The following is a 23,487-nucleotide window of genomic DNA, read 5'->3' as shown; positions in this document are numbered from 1 at the left end:
ATCAGTCCTGAAGGGAGGGATCAAATCGGGTGCGCAGCCAATCTCCGAAGATCGACATGGACAAGGTGGTGAGAAAGATGATCGTGCCCGGAACCACGGCGAGCCACCACGCGGTGATCATGTAGTCCCGTCCGTCACCCAGCATCTGGCCGAGCGAGGTCATGGGCGGGCGGATGCCCAGCCCGAGAAAGGACAACGACGTTTCGAACAGGATGGTTTCCGGAAAATTGATCGTCAGCTGAACGATCAGGGGCGACAGGATGTTCGGCAGGACGTGCCTGAGATAGATCGTGCGCGGTTTGCCGCCGAGCGCGTGAACCGCGCGGGCATAGCCTTCCTCGCGGGCAGCCAGCACGAGACCGCGTGTGACGCGTGCATAGCGCTCCCAGCCGTAAAGGCCCATCAGCAGCAGAAACACGGTCATGGAATTGCCCATGAACGCCAGCACGGCAAGAGCGATGATGAACCAGGGCATGGCCGCCTGGAAATCGACCAGCGTGGAAATCACCTCATCCACCCATTTTCCGAAATGAGCCGACACGAACCCGAGGACTGTCCCCAGCACCGCTCCGATCAGGGTGCCGAGCAATGCCAGCAGGATCGAGGTCTGTGTCGCGATCAGAAGCCTGGAAAGGACATCGCGGCCGAGTTTGTCCGTCCCGAGCGGGTGGATGAGCGACGACCCCTCCATTGGAAAGGGCGGTGCCAGGCGCGCGCGCAGGTCCATCTGATCGAATTCGAACGGCAGGATCACGCGTGCGAACACGGTCACAAGGGCGACCGTCACCAGAACCAGGACGGCAACAGTCACGCTCCACGGCATGTTGGCGAACGGTGCGGCCAGACTTTGCACGAACCTGCCGGCGACTGTCTTCGGCGTTGTGTGGGAAACAAGGCTCATCGGCTCGTCGCCTCCCGGGTACCGACCCGCACACGGGGATCCATCCGGCCGTAGAGGAGGTCGACCAGCAAGTTGGACAGGACCATGGTCAGCGCGATCATCATCAGGATGCATTGGACAACGGCCAGATCGCGCGTTGCCACCGAGAAGGTAAGCAAGCGGCCGATGCCGGGCCATGCAAAGACATTCTCGGTAATGACGGCGGAGCCGATGAGCTCTCCGATCTTGAGCCCGAGGATCGTCACCACCGGAATTGCCGCATTGGGAAGTGCGTGGAGATATAGTTTTCGGCTGGTACCCGCACCTTTCGCGTCGATCGTGCGCATGTAGGGACGGTTGAGGACATCGATCATGGAGGAGCGGGTGAACCGGGCGATTTGTGCGCCGAACAACGTCCCCAGCGTGATGACCGGCATGATCATGTGTTGCCAGGTGTCCGATCCGGAAGACGGCAGGATCCGCAGATGCAGGGAGAAGCCCAGGATCAGCAGAATTCCGAGAAAGAAGTTGGGCATCGAAAAGCCGAAAACCGCCAGGCCCATGACAAACCGGTCGAAGGCGGTGTTCTTTTTCAAGGCAGCAAAGACGCCCAGCGGAATACCGAACACCAGCGCGAAGGCCAGCGCCGTGAAACCGAGCAGCGCGGTCTTGGGAACGCGCGACAGCACGAGGTCCAGAGCATCCTGACCGTCTCGGAACGATATCCCGAAATCGCCCTGGAACAGAGCGGTGATGTACTTCCAGTATTGAACCAGAATGGGCTGATCGAGCCCCCAGAGCCTGCGGTAGTGGTCGATGGTGTTCTGGTCGACATCATCGGGCAAGAGCTGAGCGACCGGATCGCCCGTCAGCCGCAGAATGAAGAAAACGAAGGTAACCACCAGCCAAATGGTGACGACCGCTCGCAGCAATTTCCAGCAGACATAGGTCGGGCTCACGGGGCGTTCTCCGGAAAATGACAGTGGACCTCATGGCCATTGAGGTACTGGCGCTCCGGCGCTTGTTCCGAACAGATGCCAACGGCCACGGGACAGCGCGTGTGGAAACGGCACCCGGCTGGCGGGGTGTGCGGGGAGGGCGGGTCTCCGGCGAGGAGGAGCCGGGTGCGTTTCACTGCCGGATCCGGCACCGGAACCGCAGAAAGAAGGGCTTTTGTGTACGGGTGCCGCGGGTGAGACAGGACCTGACCGGCCGGCCCGAATTCGCAGATCCGGCCCAGATACATCACGGCGACCCGGTCGGCGATCTGACGGACGACGGCCAGGTCATGGGAAATGAAGACAAGCGTGAGGCCCATCCTGGATTTCAGGTCTGCCAGCAGGGACAGGATCTGAGCCTGGATGGAGACGTCGAGCGCGGACACCGGTTCGTCACAGATGACGAGCTCCGGTTTCGTGATCAGCGCCCGGGCGATCACCACGCGCTGTTGCTGGCCACCGGAAAGTTCCGAAGGCACGGCTTGCCACAGATGCCGGCCGAGCTGGACCGCGTCCAGCATCTCGCGGGTGCGCGCGGCCCGGTCTGCTCTTGAACCTATTCCATGCAGGTCCAGCGGTTCGCGCACCTGAATTTCAACCGGCAGACGCGGATCCAGCGATCCTGCCGCATCCTGAAATATGATTTGCACATTTCTTCGGCTTGCCCGCCAGTCTTCCGCCGAAAGCGTTGCGTAGGAATGTCCCCGGAAACTGGCCTCGCCGGAAGACGGTGGCATGAGACCGGCGATCAGACGGCCGAAGGTGGATTTGCCGCAGCCTGATTCACCGACGATGGCGAGCGTTTCGCTGCGTTCCAGGCAAAGAGAGACCTTGTCGACCGCATTGAAGATCTCAGCCGCGCGGGTCAGCGAGGCTTTCCGGTAGACGAAGGCCTTCGAAACGTCCCGTGTTTCGGCGATCGTTTCCCCGGCCGGGTCCAGGCGCGCCGACGGCGCCTTTAGGTCCGCTGTCATGCTCATGATGCTTGTTCCGCGATCGGTTGATGGCAGGCCAGATGGCGTTGGGAGGTGCTGGTCAGTTCCGGTATCTGACGCCGGCAGATTTCGGTCGACCGGGAACACCTGGGCGCGAAGGCACAGCCGCTTGGCATGGCATTGATTGGCGGGACCTGGCCCTCGATTACCTGAAGGTCCGACCGTTTCATGTCCATGCGCGGCAGGGAGTTCAGCAGACCTGCGCTGTAGGGATGACGTGGCGCGCCATAGAGGTCCGCCACCCGCGCAGTCTCGATGACCCGGCCCGCATACATGACCACGACGGTGTCCGCGATCTCCGCGACAAGGCTGAGGTCATGAGTGACAAAGATCACCGCGAGGCCATAATTCGTGCGCAGGTCGTCGATCAGGGCCAGGATCTGCGCCTGGATCGTCACGTCCAGCGCGGTGGTCGCTTCGTCGGCGATCAGGAGTTTCGGCCGACCGGCCATCGCAAGCGCGATCATCGCGCGCTGGTTCATTCCACCGGACAATTGATGCGGAAAGTCCCTTGCGCGGGAGGACGGATCGGGCATGCCGACCCGCTCCAGAAGCGCGACGGCCCGGAGCCGCGCGGCCCGCCAGGACACATTCTCGCGCAACACGACGGATTCGGCGATCTGCCAGCCGACCGATTTGACCGGGTTGAGGCCGTTGGTGGCATCCTGGAAAACAAAGGCAATGTCCCGGCGGCGCACCTGGCGCATGGCCTTCGGCGATAGTCCGGCCAGATCGGTTCCGTCCAGAACCGCCTGGCCCGCATCGATCCGTCCACGCTTGGGCAACAGGCCCGAAACGGCAAGACAGGTCATGGATTTGCCGCAGCCGGACTCTCCGACAAGCGCGAGCGTTTCACCCTTTTCCAGAGAGAAGCTCGCGTCTCGCACGGGATAAACGGTTTCACCGCTGCGCGCCCTGATGGCGACACTCAAACGATCGAGAAAAAGCAATGGAGAGGACATGATACCGGATCAAAAAAAGCCGTGGCCAGGGCGGCCACGGCTTGTTGGATTTACTTGGCTGAACCGAACTGAAGATTGTCGGGACGGAAATCCATGTAGTAGAGGGACACGGGCTTCCACTGAATGTCCTTCTTGAGGGCATAGGTTTCCAGCGGGTTGTACAGCATGGTCCCCGGTGCCTCGTCCACCCAGATGTCCAGCGCCTCACGGTAGGCCTGCTGACGCACCTCCATGTCGGTCGCTGAAACGATGACATCATGCAACTCGTTGAACCGGTCGGGAGCGTCCCAGGACCTTGAGGCGAGTTGCTTGTTGCTCTGGACCCAGGAATCCTTGCCCCATTGCGGGACGAAGGAGCCGATCGGGTCCGGCATCCGGTGGGTGTTGGACCACGGACGAATGTGAACCGTGGCATCCTTGTCGTTCACCTGCGCCCAGTTCTCGACAGGTTCCAGCTTTACGTTGAGGCCGGCTTCCTTCCACATCTGCTGCATCGCCTGGCCTGCTTCAAGAGACAGCAGGTAGTAGTTCATCGGCAGCTTGTAGACGATTTCCTCGCCGTCATAGCCGGCTTCCTTCAGCAGCTCTCTGGCTTCTTCCGGATCGTAGTCGAACTCCGGATAGTCCTTGATGTGCATGACATAGGACGGCAGCTGGTGGCCATTCGGCGTGTAGTTCTTGTCTTCCCAGAGCGCCTCGCGCAGCAACGCCCTGTCGATGGACTTGGAAAGCGCCTGACGAACAAGCTTGTTCTCGAGCGGGCCTTCGTTGAAGAAGACGAGCATGTGCGTGTTGTCGAGAACAACGGATTCGACCTTCACGTCGCCATAGCTTTCAAGAACCGGCACCTGATCCGGCGGAACGTTGACGATGATGTCGTATTCGCCGGAAACAAGCCCTGCGATACGGGCGGAGACTTCCGGAACAATCTTGAAGGTGATCGACTTCGCGGTCGGTTTGCCGCCGAAATAATCATCATGGGCGGCCAGGCGCACGTATTCGCCGTCGACCCACTCGTCCATCTTGTAGGGACCGGTTCCAACGGGATTGCGCGCGAACGCCTCCTTGCCCTTCAACATGTATTCCCGGGCATTGACGATCCACATCGCGTAGCCGGCAAGGCGCTGGTCCAGCAGGACATCGGGTTTTTTGGAGACGATGCGAACCGTGTATTTGTCGACCGGTTCGACGTGGGACAGAGTCAGCATGAACCGGCGGGCCGCTGCGACCAGCGGATTGTGGCCATGGCCACGGCCGGCGGACAGGGAGAACACCACATCGTCGGACGTCAGTTCGTCGCCGTTGTGGAATTTCACACCCTCGCGCAGCTTGAGTTCCATGGTCCTGTCGTCGATCTTCGTCCAGCTCTCGGCGAGGCCCGGAACGAGCTTCGAGGAGGCGCCGGTTTCATCCGCGAGGAAATCACGGCGGATCAGGCTGTCGAACATGGAATAGGTGAGGCGAACAGCAACATTGCCCATCTCTTCGATGGATTCCAGGCTGCCCGGCAGACCGTTTACAGCAACGACTATTTCAGGTCGGTCATCAGCGATTGCCGGCGCGGTAAAGCCAAGAGCCAAAACCGCGACCGCAAGCGCCTTTTTAAAGATGCGCATGGGGTATCCCCTATCAAGGATTAAAACAAAACCTCGATAGCACGGCGTATTCCTTTCAAGATAAAGGTAATATGAATTTTAAGTGAAATTTTTACCAATGGTTTTGATGCAAAAACTAAGTCATCAAAGTAACTATACCACCTATAACAACAGGAAACGGCAGTGAAATCGCATATCGAAGGATTGTAAAGGGCGCGCCCATGATCGGAGTTTCCCATATGATTGTCCTGTTGGAGGACATCAGAAGCCAGCCCGTCAGAAATGCGATCACTTGTCCCGAGCCCGCACCGGCTTCAAGCGCTGCTGCTCCGACGGAAAAAGCGACAACCGGTCCACCGGGTATGATCAGTCCGGCACCGGAGGCCATCAACAGCCCCGGAAAACCGGACTCCGATCCCAGAACCCGGCTGACCAGGTCGCCAGGCAGCAACGCGGCAATGAAGCCCGCGCCCAGAACCCCGATCAGCAATCGCGGCGCGATGAAAACGGCTTCCCGCACCGCGTCCCGGGCCCCGGACCGGAAGCTGCCGTCCCGCCGTCGATAGGCCAGCCAACCCAATATCCCTGTTGCGCTCCAGAGAAAAATTGAAAACAGGATCAATGCCATCGTACGACCTTGCGAAAAGTGTCCGGAAAGACGGTCTCGAACAATTGAGCGCATCCTCCGAACAGGAACGGCAAGGGCAGGCACAGGGCATACCGCAGACCAACCAGGGAATAATCGAGAAACGCCATTTCCCAGACGATTGTCCGGTTGGCCCCAAGAAGCAGCCAGCTTGTCAGGAACGCCACCAGAACGCCAAAACCCGCACCGGCCTGGAACAGCGCAATCGAGAGCGGAAAGGCCGTCATGGGTCCACCGGGCAGGATGATCCCGAGAATGACGGCGATCGACATGCCCCGGACACCTTGCCGGCCACCGAGATATTTGCCGATCTTGTCCCTGGGAAGCAGCAACCGCAGCCAGGCCGCCAGCAGCACGGCCGCCATCACCTTTGGCCCGATGCTGACGATCAGGGCGATGCCCTCGGCCGAGATTTCGATCATCCTGTCGGCACCGTCCCGGCGCCAGACGAGCAGTGCCCCGGCGACAGAGACCGAAAGGACCATGAAAAAACCGGGGTCGAACATACGGCGTTTCGGATTCCCGGGTCTCCTGGCGGTTCCGCCATCAGGCACCAGTTGACTTTCAGGAGAGGGGTCCTGTTGATCTTTTGTCATGTGTGCCGATTTCTCCAGAGAATCTGATCCCACGCATTCAGGATGATAAATACCCAAAAATTGAACCAGCTTGAAACTCAAGAACACTCATTCGAACCCGCCGGTCCGCACGTGACTTGGCAGACGGCACGGCCTGGAATAATCCACTTTTGTGTCGGTGATTTAATTCTATCGACAACGAGGCTGCAGAAACGCGTGAAGTCCGCGGCCAACGCGGATACCTGCACCACCCGATGGTGTCAGTCGTTGAACGCCCTGTCCCAGACAGGAGATCTGCCGATGCGCTCCAGCAGGAAGTCCATGAAGACACGAACCTTCGCCGACAGAACATTGGTCTGCGGATAAACCAGCCAGAGAACCGACTGGTCGGTGACCAGATATTCCGGAAGAACCTGGACAAGGCTGCCATTCGCCAATTCGCCGTGAACACTCCAGAGCGAATTCATGGAAATCCCCGCGCCGGCCATGGTCGCCAATTTCTGGCTCAACCCGTCGTCCAGGACCAGATGACACCCGGCGGCACGCGGGTCGAAGATGCCGGTGCGCCCGTCCGGCCTGGACAGGGGGCGGGCGGTCTGATTTCGAAAGGCTACAAGCTGGTGGTCCACGAGATCCTCGGGATGATCGGGCAGACCGGACTTCTCGATATAGGCCGGCGAGGCACACAGGATCCGTTTGTCGTCCGCAAGCTTCCGGCCCTTGAGACTGGTGTCCTCCAGGGCGATGTTGCGGATCGCGAGATCGAAACTGCCTTCTATCAGGTTGAACTGGGTGTCCGACAGGCGCAGGTCCAGCGTGACCTCCGGATACAGTTCGAGAAATTCCGGGAGGACCGGAGCAATGTAGAGCTGGGCGAACGTGCTTGGCGCCGTGAAACGCAAGGTTCCGGTCACCAACGGATTGCCTTTGCCAAGTGCGGCAATCGCCGCATCTTCCTGAGCAAGTATCTCGCGCGCAAACGGCAGGAAATCCAGGCCTTCCAGCGACAGCGAAACCTTCCTGGTCGACCGGCGCAGCAAGTCTGCCCCCAGGGTTCGTTCCAGTTTGGCAAGACGCGCGCTGGCCACCGCGGGTGCGAAACCGAGTTCGCGGCCCGCAGCACTGATGTTCAATTTGTCCGCCGCCAGAACGAAGAGACGAAGGCTGTCAGTGTCCATCCAATTATATCCAAAAGCCGAATTAAGATTTCAAATAACGGGCATATCCATGTCTTTTGCAATGCCTATCTTCGCCGTAATGCCACGGTCCGAACGATTCCATGAGACCGGTTTGCAGTCCCGACAGGCCGGGCACAGCAGAAGGAACGGAAACATGCCGCGTATGGGAACGGTGAATTACCACGTCCACAAACCCGAACGGCAGGCGTTCCGGATCGGCGCGGCCAAATCCTTGGACTGGCGGCAAACGACAATCACGAGTGGGTCTACAGTTCCCGCATGAGACCGGACGAACTCTTCTATTTCAACATCTTCGACAGCTGCGGACTGCCTTCGGTCGCGCACAGCGCGGTGGATCTTGTCGAAGACCCGGATATCGAATCCGTTCGCAGAAGCATCGAAAGCCGGACGCTGGTTCGCTACTAGGCCGTGGAGAAAGACATGCTGGACAAACCCTCGAAAACGACCTTTGCGCACATCAACCGGGCCTATAATTCGGTTTTTTGCCCGGACTGTCTGAGCATTGGCCTTGTCGTGCCGGTCGAGACATATGACAAGAGCCCGGTGCCGACCATGAAACGCCACATTGAACGGGCGCAACTCGCCGACGACCTCGGTTTTTCCGCCCTGTGGCTCCGCGATGTTCCGTTCAACGTGCCGAGCTTTGGCGACGCGGGACAGCTTTATGACCCATTTGTCTATCTCGGTACGCTCGCGGGCATGACAGCCGATATCGCGCTGGGGGTCGCCAGCGTCGTTCTTCCGCTGCGCCATCCCGCGCACGTCGCCAAGGCGGCGGCCTCCGTGGATGCCTTGTCCGGTGGACGCCTGTTGCTGGGCGTTGCCTCGGGAGACCGCCCGGAAGAATATCCCGCGCTGAACAAGGGGTTCGAGGACAGAGGCGACAGGTTTCGCGAGTCTGTGGACTATATCCGGGCGACCGCCGGAACCAGTCCCGATTTCGCGAACGGATACGGCACCCTGTCGGGCGGAATGGACTTGCTGCCCAAACCTGTCGGTGGCCGTCTGCCCCTGCTGATCACCGGCGGCAGCCGCCAGTCACCGGACTGGGTCGCCCAGAACGGCGACGGCTGGATGACCTATCCGCGTGACGCGTCTTCCCAGGGCAGGGTGGTTGCCGATTACCGGCACCGCGTCGCCGACGCCGGCGGCGAAGACAAGCCGGTGATGCAATCCCTGTATATCGATCTCCTCGACGCGCCGGACGCAGGCCCAAAGCCGATCCATCTGGGCTTCCAGTCCGGGACGACCTATCTGCGTCACTATCTGAACGAAATACAGGCCCTCGGGATCAACCATGTCGCGCTGAACCTGCGGTTCAACACGGCGGACACGGAAACCACGATGAAGCGTCTGGCCGCAGAAATCCTGCCGGACTTCTCTTGCTGAAAGGCATGACTGATGACCAAGACCATTCTGATTACCGGCGCGACCGACGGCATCGGCCTTCTGACAGCTCAGGTTCTGGCTGCGGAAGGCCACAGGATCCTGCTCCATGGCCGGAACGCCTCCAAACTGCAACAGGCCGAGAAGACGGTCGGGGGCACCACGGAGACCTATCTTGCGGACATGTCCCGGATCGCGGATGTCACCCGGTTGGCCGACGACATTCTCGCCCGGCATGACCACATCGACGTCCTCATCAACAATGCGGGTGTCTACAAGACCGCCGCGCCGCTGACCGGCCAGGGCCTCGATGTTCGCTTCGTCGTCAACACGATCGCGCCCTACGTCCTGACCCGCCGCCTGTTGCCGGCCATGACGGCGGACAGCCGCGTTGTGAACCTGTCGTCCGCCGCCCAGGCGCCGGTGGACGTGGCTGCAATGAAGGGCAAGAAACGCCTTGACGACATGGACGCCTACGCGCAGAGCAAGCTTGGCATCACCATCTGGACCCGCGAGCTGGCCCGGGAGCTTCCGGACGGCCCGGTTTTCATCGCCGTCAATCCCGGCTCCCTGCTTGCGACGAAGATGGTCAAGGAAGGCTTCGGCATGGCAGGCAACGATCTGGGCATCGGTGCGGACATCCTTTCCCGCGCGGCCCTTGCATCCGAATTCGCCGACGCTTCGGGTAAATACTTCGACAACGACAGCGGCCGCTTTGCCAACCCTGAAAGAAGCGCACTCGACCAGTCCCATGCGCTGGCCGTAATGACGGCGATCGATGAAGTCGCCGGGCAGGCGGACTAACCAGCAGCGGATGGCGGTGTCCCGGACACCGCCATCCAGTGGTTACTTCAAATCCGCGGTCGGTTCCGAAACGCGCTGATGTCCACCATCGGCATCGCCCAGTTGGCGAAGGGGGATGCCGGTAATGACGTTGTTCTCTATCATGCCGAGATTTCGCGACTTGGTTTCCGGCAGCCAGACCAGCGAGATGACCAGCGAGCAAACACAGACCGCGGCGAAAATGAGAAACACCCCGTCAAGTCCGATGCTGGAAACGCCGGTCAGGAAGACAAACGCGATCAGGGCGTTGAACAGCCAGCTCGTGGCGGACGCCACCGCGATGCCGGTTTCCCGGATTGTCGAGGGAACCAGTTCCGACATGATGACGTAGGGCAGGGGTCCGAGGCTGATGGCGAAGGCGCCGATATAGACGCACAGGGCAATGAGGCCGAGCATGGGCAGGGACCAGACCTGCGCGCCGACGACACCCAGCAGTCCGATGACCATGATGAGGGATCCGACGATGGCCAGCGGCCTTCGGCCGAGGCGGTCGACGGTCGCGATGGCCACCACTGTTGCGATCAGATTGATCAGCCCCAGTCCGAACGTGGCTCCCAGGGCTGCCGTTCCAGGAGAAAAACCCAGATCGACAAAAATCGCCGGCGCGTAATAAAGGATGCCGTCGATGCCGCTCAGGTTTTGCAGAATGAACAAGCCGCAGCACAGCGCCAGAACCGCCGGTGTCGAGCCCATGCGCAGTGTTTTCCAAAGGGATAACGCCGGCCGTGCCGGCCCTTCCGGGACCGGAATCCATTCCAGGCCAAGGGACGCGACGATAGATTGCGCCTTTTCGATACGTCCAACCCTTGCCAGCCACACCGGGCTTTCCGGCACCATCAGCAGCGCGGCAAATCCTGCCAGCGCGATGGCGCCGCCCAGGCCGATCCCGGTCGCCCAGGACGCCGGGTCGTCGATCACGAGCGGCACGGTATAGGCGGCCAGTATCCCCATGGTGACGGCGAGCTGGAACAGGGACACGACACTGCCGCGAAACCGCGCGGGCGTCGCTTCGCCCGCATACATCGGTCCTGCCATGGAAGACAGGCCGACGGACAGGCCGATCAGGATGCGCGCAACGACCAGTCCGGTCAGGTCCGGATGGGTGAGAACAAGACCATAGCCTGCCGCCGCAAGCCCGAATGCGGACAGCAGCGTGATCCGCCGCCCGTATGCTCGCGCCAGAGGTCCGGCAAGAACCGCTCCAAGAAAGCAGCAGAACACCAGCGAAACGGTGACATATTCCTTGCCCCCGGTTCCAAGGGAGAATTCGCGGCCGATTTCGTCCAGCCAGCCTGCAATGCTGGCCGTGCTGTAACCGAACAGCAGGCCCGTGCAGATCGTCAGGAACGACACGCGGCCTACCATCAGGTAGAGCCGCGTGCCTGTGGCTTGCGTGGGTGTCATGCCGTGGCGGTGCTGTGGCGCATTTCGATCTCTTCCAGACTGACACCTTTTGTTTCAGGCGCGTGGAACCAGGAGAAGATCGCCCCGATGGTGCAGAAAACTCCGAACAGGGCGAAGGTCGCCACCGCGCCGAAATGCGCCAGAAACACGGGGAAGGAAAACACGACGATGAAGTTGCAGCTCCAGTTGGCGACGGAGGCCATGGCCATGCCCCGGCTGCGCAGGGCAAGCGGGAACAATTCGGACATGTACAGCCACGGCAACGGCCCAAGGCTGACAGCAAAGAACGCGATATAGGCGAACAGGCCTGCCAGGGCCAACGGTGCCAGCTCGGGTTTGTCGGGCTGCATGGCATAGGCGATCACCACAAGGCTCAGCGCGGTGCCCACAAACCCGAGAATGAGCAGGGGGCGGCGGCCGAAACGGTCGACGACGAACATGGCCACGACAGTCATCAGCACGTTCACCACCCCGATGCCGACAGTGGCGGCCAGCTGCGTGCTGGATCCGTCGAAACCGGCATGTTTCATGATGATCGGCGCATAGTAGATGACCGCATTGATGCCGCTGACCTGCTGGAAGACAAAAGCCGCGATCGTGAAGATCACCAGCGGCCGGACGCTATCGGTCAGGAAGGCCCCCCATCCCGGCTCGGGCGCACCGGACGCTGTCGTATGTTCGATTTCAGTGACGATGTGCCCGGCCTGCTCCTTGGAAAGATTCGGCTGAACAAGGCCGATCACCTTGATCGCCTTCTCCCGTGCCCCGTTCATGGCCAGCCAGCGCGGGCTTTCCGGTGACATGGTAATTCCGATCAGCGTGACCAGTGCAGGCACCGCACCAAGCGCCAGCATCCATCGCCAGGCGCCAAGGGGCTCAAGGACCATGTCGATAAGATAGGAGACAAGAATGCCGACAGTGATCATCAACTGAAACGCCGACACCACCGCGCCCCTGTATTTTGCCGGAGCAAGCTCGGCCAGGAACATCGGAGCCGCCAGGGCGGAGGCCCCGATGGCGACACCGAGCAACAGACGCGCGGCAATGAGAATCTCCAGACCGGAAGCCAGACCGGCCGCGATCGCACCGATTGCGAACACGAAGGAGCACAATATCAGCACCTTGCGCCGACCGAGACTGTCGGCATACATCGCCGCCAGAATGGCGCCCGCGACCGCTCCCAGCGGCACTGCGGCGGTCATGAAACCTTCGCCGGTGGCCGAGATGTCGAAGGCCTTGGTAATCAGCGGCAAGGCACCGGCAATCACGCCTTCATCGAACCCGAAGAGCAGGCCGAACAGGGCGGCCAGGGAAACCAATCGTATCAGCATTCAAGTCATCCTTCTGGTTCAGGCCGACAAGCGCGCATAAACGCCTTCGGCATGGCGCAGAGACCATGCGGTGATCGTGAGATAGCTGTTGGCCGATCCCTGCGAGGGCCATGCCGCGGCATCGGCGACCGACAGGTTGGGCAGCCGCCAGAACCGGCCGAACGGATCGGTCACCCCGGCATCCGCATCCTCCGACATGCGCAGCCCGCCGATCTCGTGCAAGGCCGCTCCGAGCGGATTGACCTGGGTCCGCAGGAGTTCCGCGTCGATGGCTTCGGCCACCTGCGGCAGGAAGGCGTCCATCTCGCTCAGGATGCGTTTGTCGCTGTCGCTGCGGTCGGCGATGACCGCGTATTTGCCCAGATCGCCGGGGCCATCACTTTGACCCTTGGTCAGGACGACCTCATTCGTCTCGGAGGATTCCCCGACACCGAAGCAATAGGCCAGCAGGTACAGGCCATCGGGATCGCAATCGAGCCAGACGGTTGCGTGATACGGCGTGTACCAGGTTTCGGCAAACGGACCCTGGATCTGGATGTGATAGGGCCGGTCCTTGGTCGGCGGAATAAAGGCGTAAATCGGTTCGCTCAAAGGCTTGCGAAGCTTGAACAGGCCCTGGATGAACTGGTGATCGGCAATATGCGTGCCGACCTGGGGATTGAGGTCCTTCAGGCCCGACGCCAGCGCCAGACGGGTCGACTGGATCGCACCGCCGGCGAAGGTGTAATGCCGGGCAACCAGCCGGAACCGTTGTTCCTCGTCGGTCCCCTTGACGATCAGGCCAGTGACATTGTTGCCGTCATGATCGACCCGCTCAGCGATTGCATCGGGAACCAGCACGATCCGCCCGCGCTCCACGTCACGCGACAGCAGCCCGCTGCGGATCAGCCGGTCGGTAGCGCTGTCGAAGCCGCGCGGCATGTAGCCGTTGCGGGGCTCCTGGGTATCGACACCTGTCGAGGCGTGTTCGGCCTCGATCCCGGCACCATGCAAGCGGTCGAGAAAGCCTGCTTGCGCATCGCCCCGGAAGAAGGCCGGGTGGTCCGTATTCGGACCCGACACATGCATCAGCTTCTCGGCCTGCTGGTAATAGGTCTCGAACTCGTCATAGGTGACGGGCCAATCGGCGAAATCCCACTCCGTGAAGCGTGGGGTGCAGCCACCCCAGAAAAGGGTGCGGCCACCGACAGTCGACCAGGCGTCGCTGTTCAGGGGCGGCGACACCTTCTCGTCGAAATGCTCGCGATCCGTCCACGCGGTCCTGTAACGCACAAGATTGTGGATCTGGGGCGTCAGGTCGCTGCGGCTGCGGAACGGGGTCGACCCGACATGGCTGGGAAGCACGAACGGCCCGGCCTCGAGGATCACGACGGACAAGCCCTTGTTGGCCAACTGGATGGCACTGGTGACACCCGCCGTGCCCGATCCCACGATCAGGACGTCGATGTTGGTCGTGGCTTTTGCGATGGAAAACAGGTCGGAGGTAACGACCGAAGACAGGGTTTTCATGTACTTGAGCCTCAGCGCTTGAAATATACGGCAGCAACTTTGCGGAATGCCCGAACGATGTCGTCGACATCCGTGTCGGTCAGGATGGAAGCAATCGACAACAGGCCTGAACGGTCATGCAGGTCGTCGCACACGGGCAGTAGCCCGCGGTGGTAATCGATCTGGGACGCAAAGGCGTTGTCAGGATGGGTCCAGGGGTACCCGTCTCTTGTGTTCGATCGTTTTTCGGTCAGGCTGGGAATGTTGAAATACCAGTGCAATCCCCAATCGCGCATGGGCAGGCAACTCAGCGATCCTTCCGGGCCGTGAATACCCTCGGCCCGCACAGCCGCCATAAAGCGCGAACAGATATCCCCGTCCTCGAATGTCATGATCAGGAAGGGACCACTGTCGCCCTTCGGATCGATCACATTGCGGAACTGAATCTCTGGAATGTCCGACAGGGCTTCGCGGATGCGCCATTTTGCATCCCGCATGGCCCCGGTGATCCGGCCCAGCTTGCGCGATTGCGCCAGGGCCATCGCCCCGGTCAGGTCCGACATGCGCGCGCCGATACCCCAGAACTGGCAGGTTTCGTCCGTGGGATCGAACCGGCCGGCATCATTGCGGGCATAGCCCAGATCGTGCATGGCAACGATCCGGCGGTACAGCGCGTCATCCTTGCAGACGATCATTCCGCCATCGCCGGAACGTCATGTTCTTGTTCATCTGAAAACTGAAGGTGGCAATGTCGCCGAACCCGCCCGCGGGCGTTCCGTTCTGGCTGGAGCCGGCGGCCTGGGCGCAATCCTCGATCAGGCCCAGCCCGTGCTTTTTCGCGATCTCGGCAATCTCGGTGACATGTCCGGGCGCGCCGCTCATGTGAACCAGCAGGATGGCCCGGCTGCGGGAACTGATCTTGCTCTCAAGATCCTTGACGTCCATGCAGAAGGTGTCGTCGATGTCGACTAGCCGGGGAATGGCACCCGCCCGAACGATGGCGGAAATGCAGCTCACCCACATGTATCCGGCGACCAGAACCTCGTCGCCCGGACCAACCTCGAGCGCGGACAGGGCGATGGACAAGGCAGCCGAGCCGGAGGAAACACCAAGCGCATGCTTGTGCCCATAGGTTTCACACCATTCCCGCTCCAGGGTTTCCACCATGTACTGGGGATCGATGCCGTAGAACCGGAACGGACTTTGCGCGCGCAGCACCCGGTCGACCAGTTCGCGTTCCTCCTCGCCGATCCAGTGCGCGCCGGGAAGTTCCCAGGGCAAGGGTGTCGTACGGACCGGAACGCCGCCATCAATAGCCAGTTTTTGAGTCTGATCGGTCGCTTGCACCTGGCGAGCTCCTTCATAAGAGTTTGACGGGCATATCGAACGCCCGCGATCGTTCAGGACGAGACACCTGACAAGGCCTGAGAGTGCCAGGTCCAAAGGGTCGTCCTTGCCTCATGCACGCGCCAATCAATGACGCGATCCCGAGTTGCCAGAAGAGCCGAACTTCAATTTTGTTGAGCGCCCCCCGGCGCGCGCCAGTAAATGTCTTGTATCTGAAACCGGTACTTGCTTTGGGACCAGCCGAATAACTCAGCAAAAATAACATCTTAAAAATTAACATATCCCTACTTGGGGTTGACGCCAGGTCCCCTGGAAACGCTTCGGCCCGATCCTGTCGGACGTTCTTGCTTAAGTGAGGAAGACGACAGGGAATTGACGTTTCTGCAAAAGCGCCGTGCCAAACCAACGGTCCATCCGACGCGCCGACGGAAAGCATCGGCAGCCGATCCACCCGGAGAAGACGCCCAGGCAGGACCGGTGGAGATCTTCCGAGGGATCGGTCTGATCGATTGACACCACCAGTTATACCGAAAATCGGAAAACTGAATTCAAAAACCAGCTTCTTATTGCGTTTTTCTAATTAATCTACATTGCAACTCACCGAAACACCTACGGAGTAGTCCGATGAAATCGATGATCCTCAATGCTTATGGTGAGGGTGCCGCATTTGAAGCTGCAGATATTCCCGCTCCCGCTACGAAGGCGGGCCACGTCGTGGTGCGCATTGCGGCCACCAGCGTGAATACGGTCGACACCATGATCCGCCAGATGGGCAAGGACCTGCCGCTGTCTCCGGATCTGCCCGCCGTCCTGGGTATGGATTTCGCCGGCACCGTTACAGAAGTGGGCGAGGGCGTCTCCGGATTTGCGGTGGGCGATGAAGTTTTCGGTTGTGCAGGTGGACTGGCGGATCTTCAGGGTGCCCTGGCCGAATTCATGGTTGCCGACGCAAGACTGATCGCCCGCAAGCCGAAGACGCTATCCATGCGTGAAGCGGCAGCCCTGCCGCTGGTCGGCATCACAGCCTTTGAAGGCCTGCAGCGCGCGGGGACGGGCGCCGGCAAGAAGGTCCTCGTTCAAGGTGGCGCCGGCGGTGTCGGTCACCTCGCGATTCAATTGGCCAGACACTTCGGTGCCGATGTCTATGCAACGGGCACCGGGGACAAGCAGATGGGCGTGATCGAAGGTTTCGGGGCAACCGGGATTGATTTCATGGCTGAAAAGATCGCGGATTATGTGGCGCGCCACACGGACGGCGCCGGATTCGATATCGTGTTCGATACCGTTGGCGGAAGCAATCTGACCAACTCGTTCGAGGCCGCGGCACTGAACGCCCATATATCGACAACCGTGTCCCTGCTGGAACTCGACCTGACGCCGGTCCACTTCAAGGGACTGTCGCTTCACGTCGTCTTCATGCTGATCCCGATGCTTTATGACCACAAGCGTCAGGACCATGGCGACATCCTGGCAAAACTCGCTGACATCGCGGATACCGGCGCCCTCAGGCCGGTGCTCGATGAAATGCGGTTCGGATTGTCCGACGCCGGAGCCGCCTATGACCGCCTGACAGGCGGCAAGGCCATCGGCAAGGTCGTCATCGAACTGTAAAGCGCACATCAAGGCGGCGGGCCGGGCACGCAATGCGGGAAACAGGGTCGAAAAGCCCTGGACACCATCGCACCAGACCACCTTCCACTCGGGCCGGTGGTCTGGAGAGCGACGTGTCCGAGTTTTCGAACCCGCGATTTAAAACCCTTCCAGAACAATCTTGCCCTTGGCTTTGCCGCTTTCGATCAGCGCGTGAGCCCGTTTGAGGTTTTCCGCGTTGATCCTGCCGTAAGTCTCGGTTGCCGTTGAACGAATCTTTCCAGAATCAATCAGGCCAGCCACTTCATCCAGAATCTCGCCCTGCCGCGCAATATCCGGCGTGGTGAACAGGGACCGGGTGAACATCAGTTCCCAGTGAATGGAGACCGCTTTTGCCTTGAACGGCATGATGCTGAGGTCTGCCGGATCGTCGATCAGGCCGAAACGTCCCTGAGGGGCGATGAACTCGGCGATCTGCGGCACATAGGTGTCCGAGTAGTTGGTCGAGAACACGAATGCCGGCGCGCCTATCCCCAGGGCGGCGATCTGCTCGGGCAGCGGCCTGGAATGGTCCACCACATGATGCGCGCCGAGATCCTTTACCCAGTCCTGCGTTTCAGGGCGGGAAGCTGTCGCAATGATGGTCAGGTCCGTCTGCGCACGCAGCAGCTGGATCGCGATGGACCCCACGCCGCCGGCACCGCCGATGATGACGATGGCATTGGCCGCTCCGGGCACCGGATCGGTGACCCGCAGGCGGTCGAAGATCATTTCCTGAGCGGTCAATGTAGTCAGCGGCAGGGCGGCGGCGGAAGCCGTCGGGATGGATTTCGGCGCATGACCGACGATACGCTCGTCCACGAGGTGGAACTCGGCGTTGGTGCCCGACCGGTTGATCGCACCCGCATACCAGACCTTGTCGCCGACCTTGAACCGGCTGGTCTTGTCGCCGGCCTCGACCACTTCCCCGACTGCGTCCCAGCCGAGAATGGCTGGTGCATCGCCTTCCGCCGGACGGTTTGTTCGTATCTTGGTGTCGACCGGGTTCACGGAAACAGCCTCGACCTTGACCAGAATGTCATGGCCGTCGGCGGTGGGTTTGTCGATGTCCAGATCGATCAGGGCGTCGGCACGATCGATCGCGCCGTTCTTTGTGTAACCTACTGCTTTCATCGGAGGTGTCCTTGTCTGTGTGAATTGCCGTGCCGCTTCAATGATCCGGACGCCTGGCGCCAGGGGCGGGAAACGGAAAATGGTTTCGTGCGAATTGATGCGGGCGTGGGTCTCGAAGAGGAGTATTTCGGGCCAGAGAAGCGCCAGGGTCATTGCCTCGGCCGGGGCCGGGCCTGCCAGCCGTCAGTCGATCTGAGACATTTCGTTGAGAATGAACTCCGCGACAGCTCCTTCCGTTGCAGCCAGGTAGGCTGCAAGATGGGGCGCGTTCATATGTTCCTGCCAGATTTCACGGCTCTCCCAGTTTTCGTAAAACATGAAGTGTGCCGGATTTTCGATGTCCTGATGCAGGTCGTAGTTGATGCAGCCCTTCTCGGCGCGGGTGACCGCGATCAGTTTCAACAGCTCGGATTTCACCAGTTCGATCTGGTCAGGCCTGGCGTGAATGTTTGCGACAACAGTGAGTTTAGGCATTGATCTGATCCTTTGATGAACCGTTTCGGTATGGAGGATATACAGTCCGGACCATTCAGGATAAACATGCGCGGATCGAAAAGATAATCCGGAAAATCCGTGCAATGCTGATTGACAACATTCGCCTGTTCCTGACGATCGCCGAAAAAGGCAGTCTTGTCGCCGCGGGACGGGAGGCCGGCCTGTCCGCAACGACGGTGTCCGAACGGCTTGCAGCGCTTGAGGCCCATTACGGTGCTGTTCTCTTCAACCGGACGACACGCTCGCTCAGCCTGACGGACGAAGGCCGAATTCTGCTCGGCGGAGCCAAAGTCGTGCTGAGCGAAATTGAAGACCTCGACACGCGCATCCGTCACGGAGCCGAGACACTTTCAGGACCGATACGGATCAGTGCGCCCGTGGATCTCGGCCGCAGTGTCGTGTCGGACGTAATTTCAGGATTCACGAAAGACCATCCGGCAATCTCGATAGAACTGTCGCTATCCGATGGTTACATCGACATCGTCGGGCAGGGATACGATCTGGCCCTGCGCTTCGGAACTGTCACTGACAGCACCTTGCGGATCCGGAATCTCGGGCACTACCGCCGGGTCGTCTGCGCGTCACCACGCTACATCGAGGCGATGGGTGCGCCGCAGAAACCCGCCGATCTGACGCAACACAATTGCCTCGTCATGCGGTTCGGAACGACCCTGGACAATGTCTGGCGCTTCGGGCACGGGAAGAGGACGCAGACCGTTACCGTGCACGGCAACAAGACGGTGAATGATGGCTCCCTGGTGCGGCAATGGGCGCTGGCCGGGGAGGGGGTGATCCTGAAATCGGAACTTGACGTGGCACCCGACCTGGCATCCGGAAAGCTTGTCGCCCTGCTTGAAGAGCACGCGGCCCCGCCAAATCCTTTGCAGATGATGTTTCCACCCGGACGGTCCCGGCCAAGGCGGGTGCGGGCGCTGGCGGAGGCGTTGAGCGCCGCAATGGCGGAAAAAGAGAAGAGCGGAACAGATGCTTAGAGCAGGAAGTCCAGACAGCCCCTCTTGTCCCCGCTGCCTTCGGATCAGGACACCCGCCTGATCGGTTGTGTTCAGGAGGCCGTGCCCTGGAGACCCGAATGCCAGTCGTGCAGGGCAGCACCGATCTCATCTGACGAATCTTCCTGGATAAAATGCAGTCCCGGCACGGTGACTTCGGTCAGGTTGGGAAAGCCGCGCACGAAGTCACGCACCGGACCGGCGATGAGCACACCCGGATCGGCTTTGACGAACAGTTTGGGGACCGGTGTCCTGGTCAGCCAGTCAGAGTAGCCGCCGACGATCTCCGCAACATCGGCGGGCTCGCCGCCGATCGGGATTTGACGCGGCCATGTCAGCGTGGGCCGGCGGTCCTCGCCAGCGTGCAAAAAGGGACGGCGGTATTCGGCCATCTCGTCTTCGCTCAGGTCACGCAGGATTGAATGAGGCAGGATCCCTTCAACAAACATGTTCTGCTGCAGGACCATTTCATCCCCCGCCAGGGAGCGAAGCGCCGCAAAAATGGAGCGGCTCTTTTCTGGAAAGCTTTCAAGGCTCGGCACCGGGGCGACGATCGCCTCCATGAGAGCGATGCTCTTCACCGCGTCCGGGTGCATGTGCGCCCAGTGAAAACCCAGCCCAGACCCCCAGTCATGGATCACCAGCGTGACGTTTCGGGAGACCCCAAGCCGCTCCAGCAGTGCAAACAGATAACGGCGGCGCTCGGAAAAAGTATACCGCCCGGGACCGCTGTCATCGAGCTAGTCCGAATCTCCCATGCCGATCAGGTCCGGCGCAATCAAACGGCCCTTGCCCTCAAGGTAGGGCAGGATGTTGCGCCACAGGTAGGTGGATGTCGGATTGCCGTGCAGAAAGACGATCGGGTCGCCTTCGCCTTGCTCGATATAGGCCATCTGCTTGCCAAGAACGGTGGCCAATTTTTTCTTGTCTCGAAAATCGGCTGCCATCATCTTGCTCCTGAAGCTTGTGCATCACCGCAAGAAACTCTAATGGAACGATCAGTCCAAAATAAGAAAAGCATGCCCAGAACCAGATCAAAATCGCGAACAACCCTTGTGGACAGCGCCATGACCACCTTTTGGAAACACGGATATCACGTTGTTTCCCTGGGCGATCTGGTGCGCGAGACCGAAGTGAATCGCGCGGCAATCTATAGCGATTTTCCGGGCAAGGAAGCGTTGTTTCATGCCTGCCTTGAACGCTATCAGGAGACGGTCGTTTCGCAGGCATTCGCTCCGGTAGAGGCTGAGGGCGCGAATCTCTCCGCGATCCGTGTCTACCTTGAGGCCCTTCTGGATCGCTTTGATGAAAAGGACGGATGTGGAATTGGTTGCCTTGTTGCCAATACTCTGGCCCAGATCGACCCTTCCGAGACGGAGACACGCAAACACCTTGAGGCTCACTCAGAGCGCCTGGTCAACGGCTTTCGCAAGGCGCTCAGTACCGAGAACACATCCGGCAGGCTGTCTCCTTCGCAGATCGAGACCCTGGCGAACTTCACCATGATTTCGGTGCAGGGCCTGTGGGTGTTCTCGCGCACCACCGACGATGGGGCGATCCTTCGCCAATACAGCGAGACGTTGCTTGAGGTTTTGCGGGCAAGGCTTCACGGGTCGGCCACGTGAGCGCCTCCCTGCCGACTGGACCGTTTCGCTTTATCGCACTGGATGTGGAGACCGCCCGCAGCGATATCGCCAGCATCTGCCAGATCGGAATTGCCTGCGTCGACACCGACAACATGATCGAGTCCTGGGTCACATATATCGACCCCGAATGCGCGTTTGATGCCTTCAATATCAGGCTGCACGGCATCGGCCCCGGGACGGTGGCAAAGGCTCCGACCTTCCGGCGCATCTGGCCTCCGCTGCACGAACTCCTCAACCGGCATCACCTGGTCCAGCACAGCAACTTCGACAAGGCGTCGATTGACGCCGCCTGCCGTGCCTGTGGTCTGCCGCCGGCCGAGTTCAGCTGGAGCGACAGTGTCAGGATTGCCCGTCAGGCGTGGCCTGAATTCAAGGGCAACGGCGGCCATGGCCTTGGCCATCTCAAGACGGCTCTCGGCCTCCGGTTTACGCACCACGATGCCGGCGAGGACGCCAGGGCAGCGGCGCAGGTCGTCCAGCAGGCAGAAGACCGTCTCGGCATTTCGTTCGAGCAGCTCGCAAAAACCGCGGATAAATCGCAGCTCTCGTTACTTGCAGGGCTTTTCCCGCCGGACTGAGGCGGTTTGCGTATCATTCGAACCGTTCGGCCGAGGTTTTTCACCGCACTTTCATGCCATCTTGGGCAGGGTCCAGCCGTCCCGAAAGCATTTCAACCGACGTTCAACACGCAAGATCATCGAGCGGAGGAGCGGTGTGATAGCCGCAGGGCCGGCTCGGCGCGCATGCGCCACAAACGTCGCCACATGTCGTATGACCGGTATTGTCTGCCGAATTGATGACGGCTGTCATAAAGGCTTAAGTAGATAGCAGGTTGCCCGCGACAGAACTGAACGACCTTTTCTGTTTGTGGGGCTTATAATCCTTGCAATCGCCAATTGGGGGTAGGCATATTTCTCCAGTATGTGAGAAAAATATGTTCAGGCGGTCATCTTCAATGGCCGTAAAATTCTATCCTTAAACAGAGAAAATCAAACCTGATCATGCGTGCATTGAATTTGGATCAGATACGCGCCTTTCTGGTGGTGTGCCGGCTTGGCGGCGTGCAGAAAGCCGCCCAGAACCTGAACTTGACGCAGCCTGCGGTCACGACACGCATCAAGAAACTGGAGGAAGGCCTCGGGGTGGCGCTGTTCGAGCGTCAGGCTTCGGGCATGAAACTGACGAAACGTGGCGAATTGCTGATGCAATATGCCGAGCAATTCGAGCGGTTGAGCGATCGTGTTGAGAAAGTCGTTGTCGCCCCGGAAGGAATAGACCGGCGTTTGCGGGTGGGGGCGTCGGAGACAATCGCGCAATGCTGGTTGCCGGATTTTGTATCCGCTCTTCATGCCAAGTATCCACGTCTGGAAGTGGACATCAACGTGGATATCTCGGTCAATTTGCGCGCCGGGCTTCTTGCCCGGGAAATTGATCTCGCCATGCTGCTCGGCCCGGTGTCCGAGTACTCCGTCGACAATGTCGTCCTGCCCGGATTTGAACTGACCTGGTATTCGGCCTACGGCATTGCCCAGACGCAAGAGGGCGGCAATCGGCTCCTGCGGGAGAAGCCGGTCATCACCTATGCACGCAACACCCGTCCCTGGCGGGAGTTGAAAACGCTTCTGTTCGACCAGGTCGGGCCGGATGTCTCGGTGTTCCCGTCATCCTCGTTGTCGGCCTGTTTTCGCCTTGTCGAGGCAGGCATCGGAGTGGCAGCGCTGCCCCGGGTGCTCGGGCGCAGCCTGGTCGAGGAAAATCGTTTGCAGGAATTTGATCCGGGATGGAAACCAAGCGACCTGAGCTTCACTGTTTCCTATCTCGGCGATCCGCACAGTCATCTGGTTGAAGCCGCGGCAACTCTTGCAAGAACAGTCGCCGAAGACTGGCACCTCGTGAATTGAAATCGCGCGGGCATTGCAATCAA

23 protein-coding genes and 1 pseudogene are annotated in these 23,487 nt (G+C 60.2%); 8 read left to right on the top strand and 16 right to left on the bottom strand.

Going from position 1 to position 23,487, the window contains the following annotated elements:
- Position 1: 1 nt before the first annotated feature.
- From AC0VX3_RS15190 to AC0VX3_RS15155, 8 genes are all read right to left on the bottom strand, one after another.
- The gene (locus AC0VX3_RS15190) at positions 2-901 is read right to left on the bottom strand and encodes an ABC transporter permease (RefSeq protein WP_342894734.1); all 900 of its coding nucleotides are present in this window, start codon (positions 899-901) and stop codon (positions 2-4) included.
- Complete coding sequence (locus AC0VX3_RS15185; protein WP_475521211.1) at positions 898-1,839, bottom strand: ABC transporter permease; 942 nt, start codon at positions 1,837-1,839, stop codon at positions 898-900. The genes AC0VX3_RS15190 and AC0VX3_RS15185 overlap by 4 nt, the downstream gene beginning before the upstream one ends.
- Positions 1,836-2,858: an ABC transporter ATP-binding protein gene (locus tag AC0VX3_RS15180; RefSeq protein ID WP_475521210.1), complete on the bottom strand. Its 1,023-nt coding sequence runs from the start codon at positions 2,856-2,858 to the stop codon at positions 1,836-1,838. Before AC0VX3_RS15180 ends, AC0VX3_RS15185 begins: the two co-directional genes overlap by 4 nt.
- The gene (locus AC0VX3_RS15175) at positions 2,855-3,835 is read right to left on the bottom strand and encodes an ABC transporter ATP-binding protein (RefSeq protein WP_475521209.1); all 981 of its coding nucleotides are present in this window, start codon (positions 3,833-3,835) and stop codon (positions 2,855-2,857) included. The genes AC0VX3_RS15180 and AC0VX3_RS15175 overlap by 4 nt, the downstream gene beginning before the upstream one ends.
- Before the next feature lie 50 nt (positions 3,836-3,885).
- The gene (locus tag AC0VX3_RS15170) at positions 3,886-5,451 is read right to left on the bottom strand and encodes an ABC transporter substrate-binding protein (RefSeq protein ID WP_475521208.1); all 1,566 of its coding nucleotides are present in this window, start codon (positions 5,449-5,451) and stop codon (positions 3,886-3,888) included.
- Positions 5,452-5,566: 115 nt separating this feature from the next.
- Complete coding sequence (locus tag AC0VX3_RS15165) at positions 5,567-6,058, bottom strand: permease (RefSeq protein WP_475521207.1); 492 nt, start codon at positions 6,056-6,058, stop codon at positions 5,567-5,569.
- Positions 6,049-6,582 (bottom strand): permease, encoded by a 534-nt coding sequence (locus AC0VX3_RS15160; RefSeq protein WP_475521206.1) that lies wholly within the window; start codon positions 6,580-6,582, stop codon positions 6,049-6,051. The genes AC0VX3_RS15165 and AC0VX3_RS15160 overlap by 10 nt, the downstream gene beginning before the upstream one ends.
- 329 nt (positions 6,583-6,911) lie before the next feature.
- Positions 6,912-7,829, bottom strand: a complete 918-nt coding sequence (locus AC0VX3_RS15155) for a LysR family transcriptional regulator (protein ID WP_475521205.1) — start codon at positions 7,827-7,829, stop codon at positions 6,912-6,914.
- A gap of 279 nt (positions 7,830-8,108) precedes the next feature.
- Between AC0VX3_RS15155 and AC0VX3_RS15150 the strand changes: the two genes are divergently transcribed.
- Genes AC0VX3_RS15150 through AC0VX3_RS15140 form a run of 3 tightly spaced genes read left to right on the top strand, consistent with a single transcriptional unit; the run spans position 8,109 to position 10,040 of the window.
- A complete protein-coding gene (locus AC0VX3_RS15150) occupies positions 8,109-8,255 on the top strand; it encodes a hypothetical protein (RefSeq protein ID WP_475521204.1) in 147 nt (48 codons plus the stop codon).
- A 15-nt stretch (positions 8,256-8,270) separates the two neighbouring features.
- Positions 8,271-9,239, top strand: coding sequence for an LLM class oxidoreductase (locus AC0VX3_RS15145; protein WP_475521203.1), 969 nt, complete (start codon positions 8,271-8,273; stop codon positions 9,237-9,239).
- A 12-nt stretch (positions 9,240-9,251) separates the two neighbouring features.
- On the top strand, positions 9,252-10,040 hold the full coding sequence (locus tag AC0VX3_RS15140; protein ID WP_475521202.1) for an SDR family NAD(P)-dependent oxidoreductase: 789 nt from the start codon (positions 9,252-9,254) through the stop codon (positions 10,038-10,040).
- Positions 10,041-10,082: 42 nt separating this feature from the next.
- Here the strand turns inward: AC0VX3_RS15140 and AC0VX3_RS15135 are convergent, their stop codons facing one another.
- The 5 genes from AC0VX3_RS15135 to AC0VX3_RS15115 are packed head-to-tail and all read right to left on the bottom strand — an operon-like array spanning position 10,083 to position 15,649.
- Positions 10,083-11,483: a sugar porter family MFS transporter gene (locus AC0VX3_RS15135; protein WP_475521201.1), complete on the bottom strand. Its 1,401-nt coding sequence runs from the start codon at positions 11,481-11,483 to the stop codon at positions 10,083-10,085.
- A complete protein-coding gene (locus tag AC0VX3_RS15130) occupies positions 11,480-12,814 on the bottom strand; it encodes a sugar porter family MFS transporter (RefSeq protein WP_475521200.1) in 1,335 nt (444 codons plus the stop codon). The genes AC0VX3_RS15135 and AC0VX3_RS15130 overlap by 4 nt, the downstream gene beginning before the upstream one ends.
- An 18-nt stretch (positions 12,815-12,832) precedes the next feature.
- Positions 12,833-14,323, bottom strand: a complete 1,491-nt coding sequence (locus tag AC0VX3_RS15125; RefSeq protein WP_475521199.1) for a GMC oxidoreductase — start codon at positions 14,321-14,323, stop codon at positions 12,833-12,835.
- A gap of 11 nt (positions 14,324-14,334) precedes the next feature.
- Positions 14,335-14,997, bottom strand: a complete 663-nt coding sequence (locus AC0VX3_RS15120; protein WP_475521198.1) for a DegT/DnrJ/EryC1/StrS family aminotransferase — start codon at positions 14,995-14,997, stop codon at positions 14,335-14,337.
- Positions 14,978-15,649 (bottom strand): DegT/DnrJ/EryC1/StrS family aminotransferase, encoded by a 672-nt coding sequence (locus tag AC0VX3_RS15115; protein WP_475521197.1) that lies wholly within the window; start codon positions 15,647-15,649, stop codon positions 14,978-14,980. The genes AC0VX3_RS15120 and AC0VX3_RS15115 overlap by 20 nt, the downstream gene beginning before the upstream one ends.
- Before the next feature lie 624 nt (positions 15,650-16,273).
- Here AC0VX3_RS15115 and AC0VX3_RS15110 point away from each other — a divergent pair.
- Complete coding sequence (locus AC0VX3_RS15110; RefSeq protein WP_475521196.1) at positions 16,274-17,260, top strand: zinc-dependent alcohol dehydrogenase family protein; 987 nt, start codon at positions 16,274-16,276, stop codon at positions 17,258-17,260.
- A gap of 138 nt (positions 17,261-17,398) precedes the next feature.
- Here the strand turns inward: AC0VX3_RS15110 and AC0VX3_RS15105 are convergent, their stop codons facing one another.
- Both AC0VX3_RS15105 and AC0VX3_RS15100 read right to left on the bottom strand, forming a co-directional pair.
- Entirely contained in the window at positions 17,399-18,412 is a 1,014-nt protein-coding gene (locus AC0VX3_RS15105; RefSeq protein ID WP_475521195.1) for a zinc-binding alcohol dehydrogenase family protein, read from the bottom strand.
- 183 nt (positions 18,413-18,595) lie between these two features.
- Positions 18,596-18,886: a putative quinol monooxygenase gene (locus AC0VX3_RS15100; RefSeq protein WP_475521194.1), complete on the bottom strand. Its 291-nt coding sequence runs from the start codon at positions 18,884-18,886 to the stop codon at positions 18,596-18,598.
- Positions 18,887-18,990: 104 nt separating this feature from the next.
- Between AC0VX3_RS15100 and AC0VX3_RS15095 the strand changes: the two genes are divergently transcribed.
- Positions 18,991-19,899 (top strand): LysR family transcriptional regulator, encoded by a 909-nt coding sequence (locus tag AC0VX3_RS15095; RefSeq protein ID WP_475521193.1) that lies wholly within the window; start codon positions 18,991-18,993, stop codon positions 19,897-19,899.
- 71 nt (positions 19,900-19,970) lie between these two features.
- Here AC0VX3_RS15095 and AC0VX3_RS15090 read toward each other — a convergent pair.
- Positions 19,971-20,810, bottom strand: a pseudogene (locus tag AC0VX3_RS15090) (haloalkane dehalogenase).
- 174 nt (positions 20,811-20,984) lie between these two features.
- Between AC0VX3_RS15090 and AC0VX3_RS15085 the strand changes: the two are divergent.
- From AC0VX3_RS15085 to AC0VX3_RS15075, 3 genes are all read left to right on the top strand, one after another.
- A complete protein-coding gene (locus AC0VX3_RS15085; protein ID WP_475521192.1) occupies positions 20,985-21,542 on the top strand; it encodes a TetR/AcrR family transcriptional regulator in 558 nt (185 codons plus the stop codon).
- Entirely contained in the window at positions 21,539-22,141 is a 603-nt protein-coding gene (locus AC0VX3_RS15080; RefSeq protein WP_475521191.1) for an exonuclease domain-containing protein, read from the top strand. Before AC0VX3_RS15085 ends, AC0VX3_RS15080 begins: the two co-directional genes overlap by 4 nt.
- 423 nt (positions 22,142-22,564) lie before the next feature.
- Entirely contained in the window at positions 22,565-23,464 is a 900-nt protein-coding gene (locus tag AC0VX3_RS15075; RefSeq protein ID WP_475521190.1) for a LysR family transcriptional regulator, read from the top strand.
- The last annotated feature ends 23 nt before the right edge of the window (positions 23,465-23,487 follow it).

This window comes from Roseibium sp. QJM3NY_11, from assembly GCF_056173175.1.
This window is presented reverse-complemented; position numbering and strand designations above follow the sequence as displayed.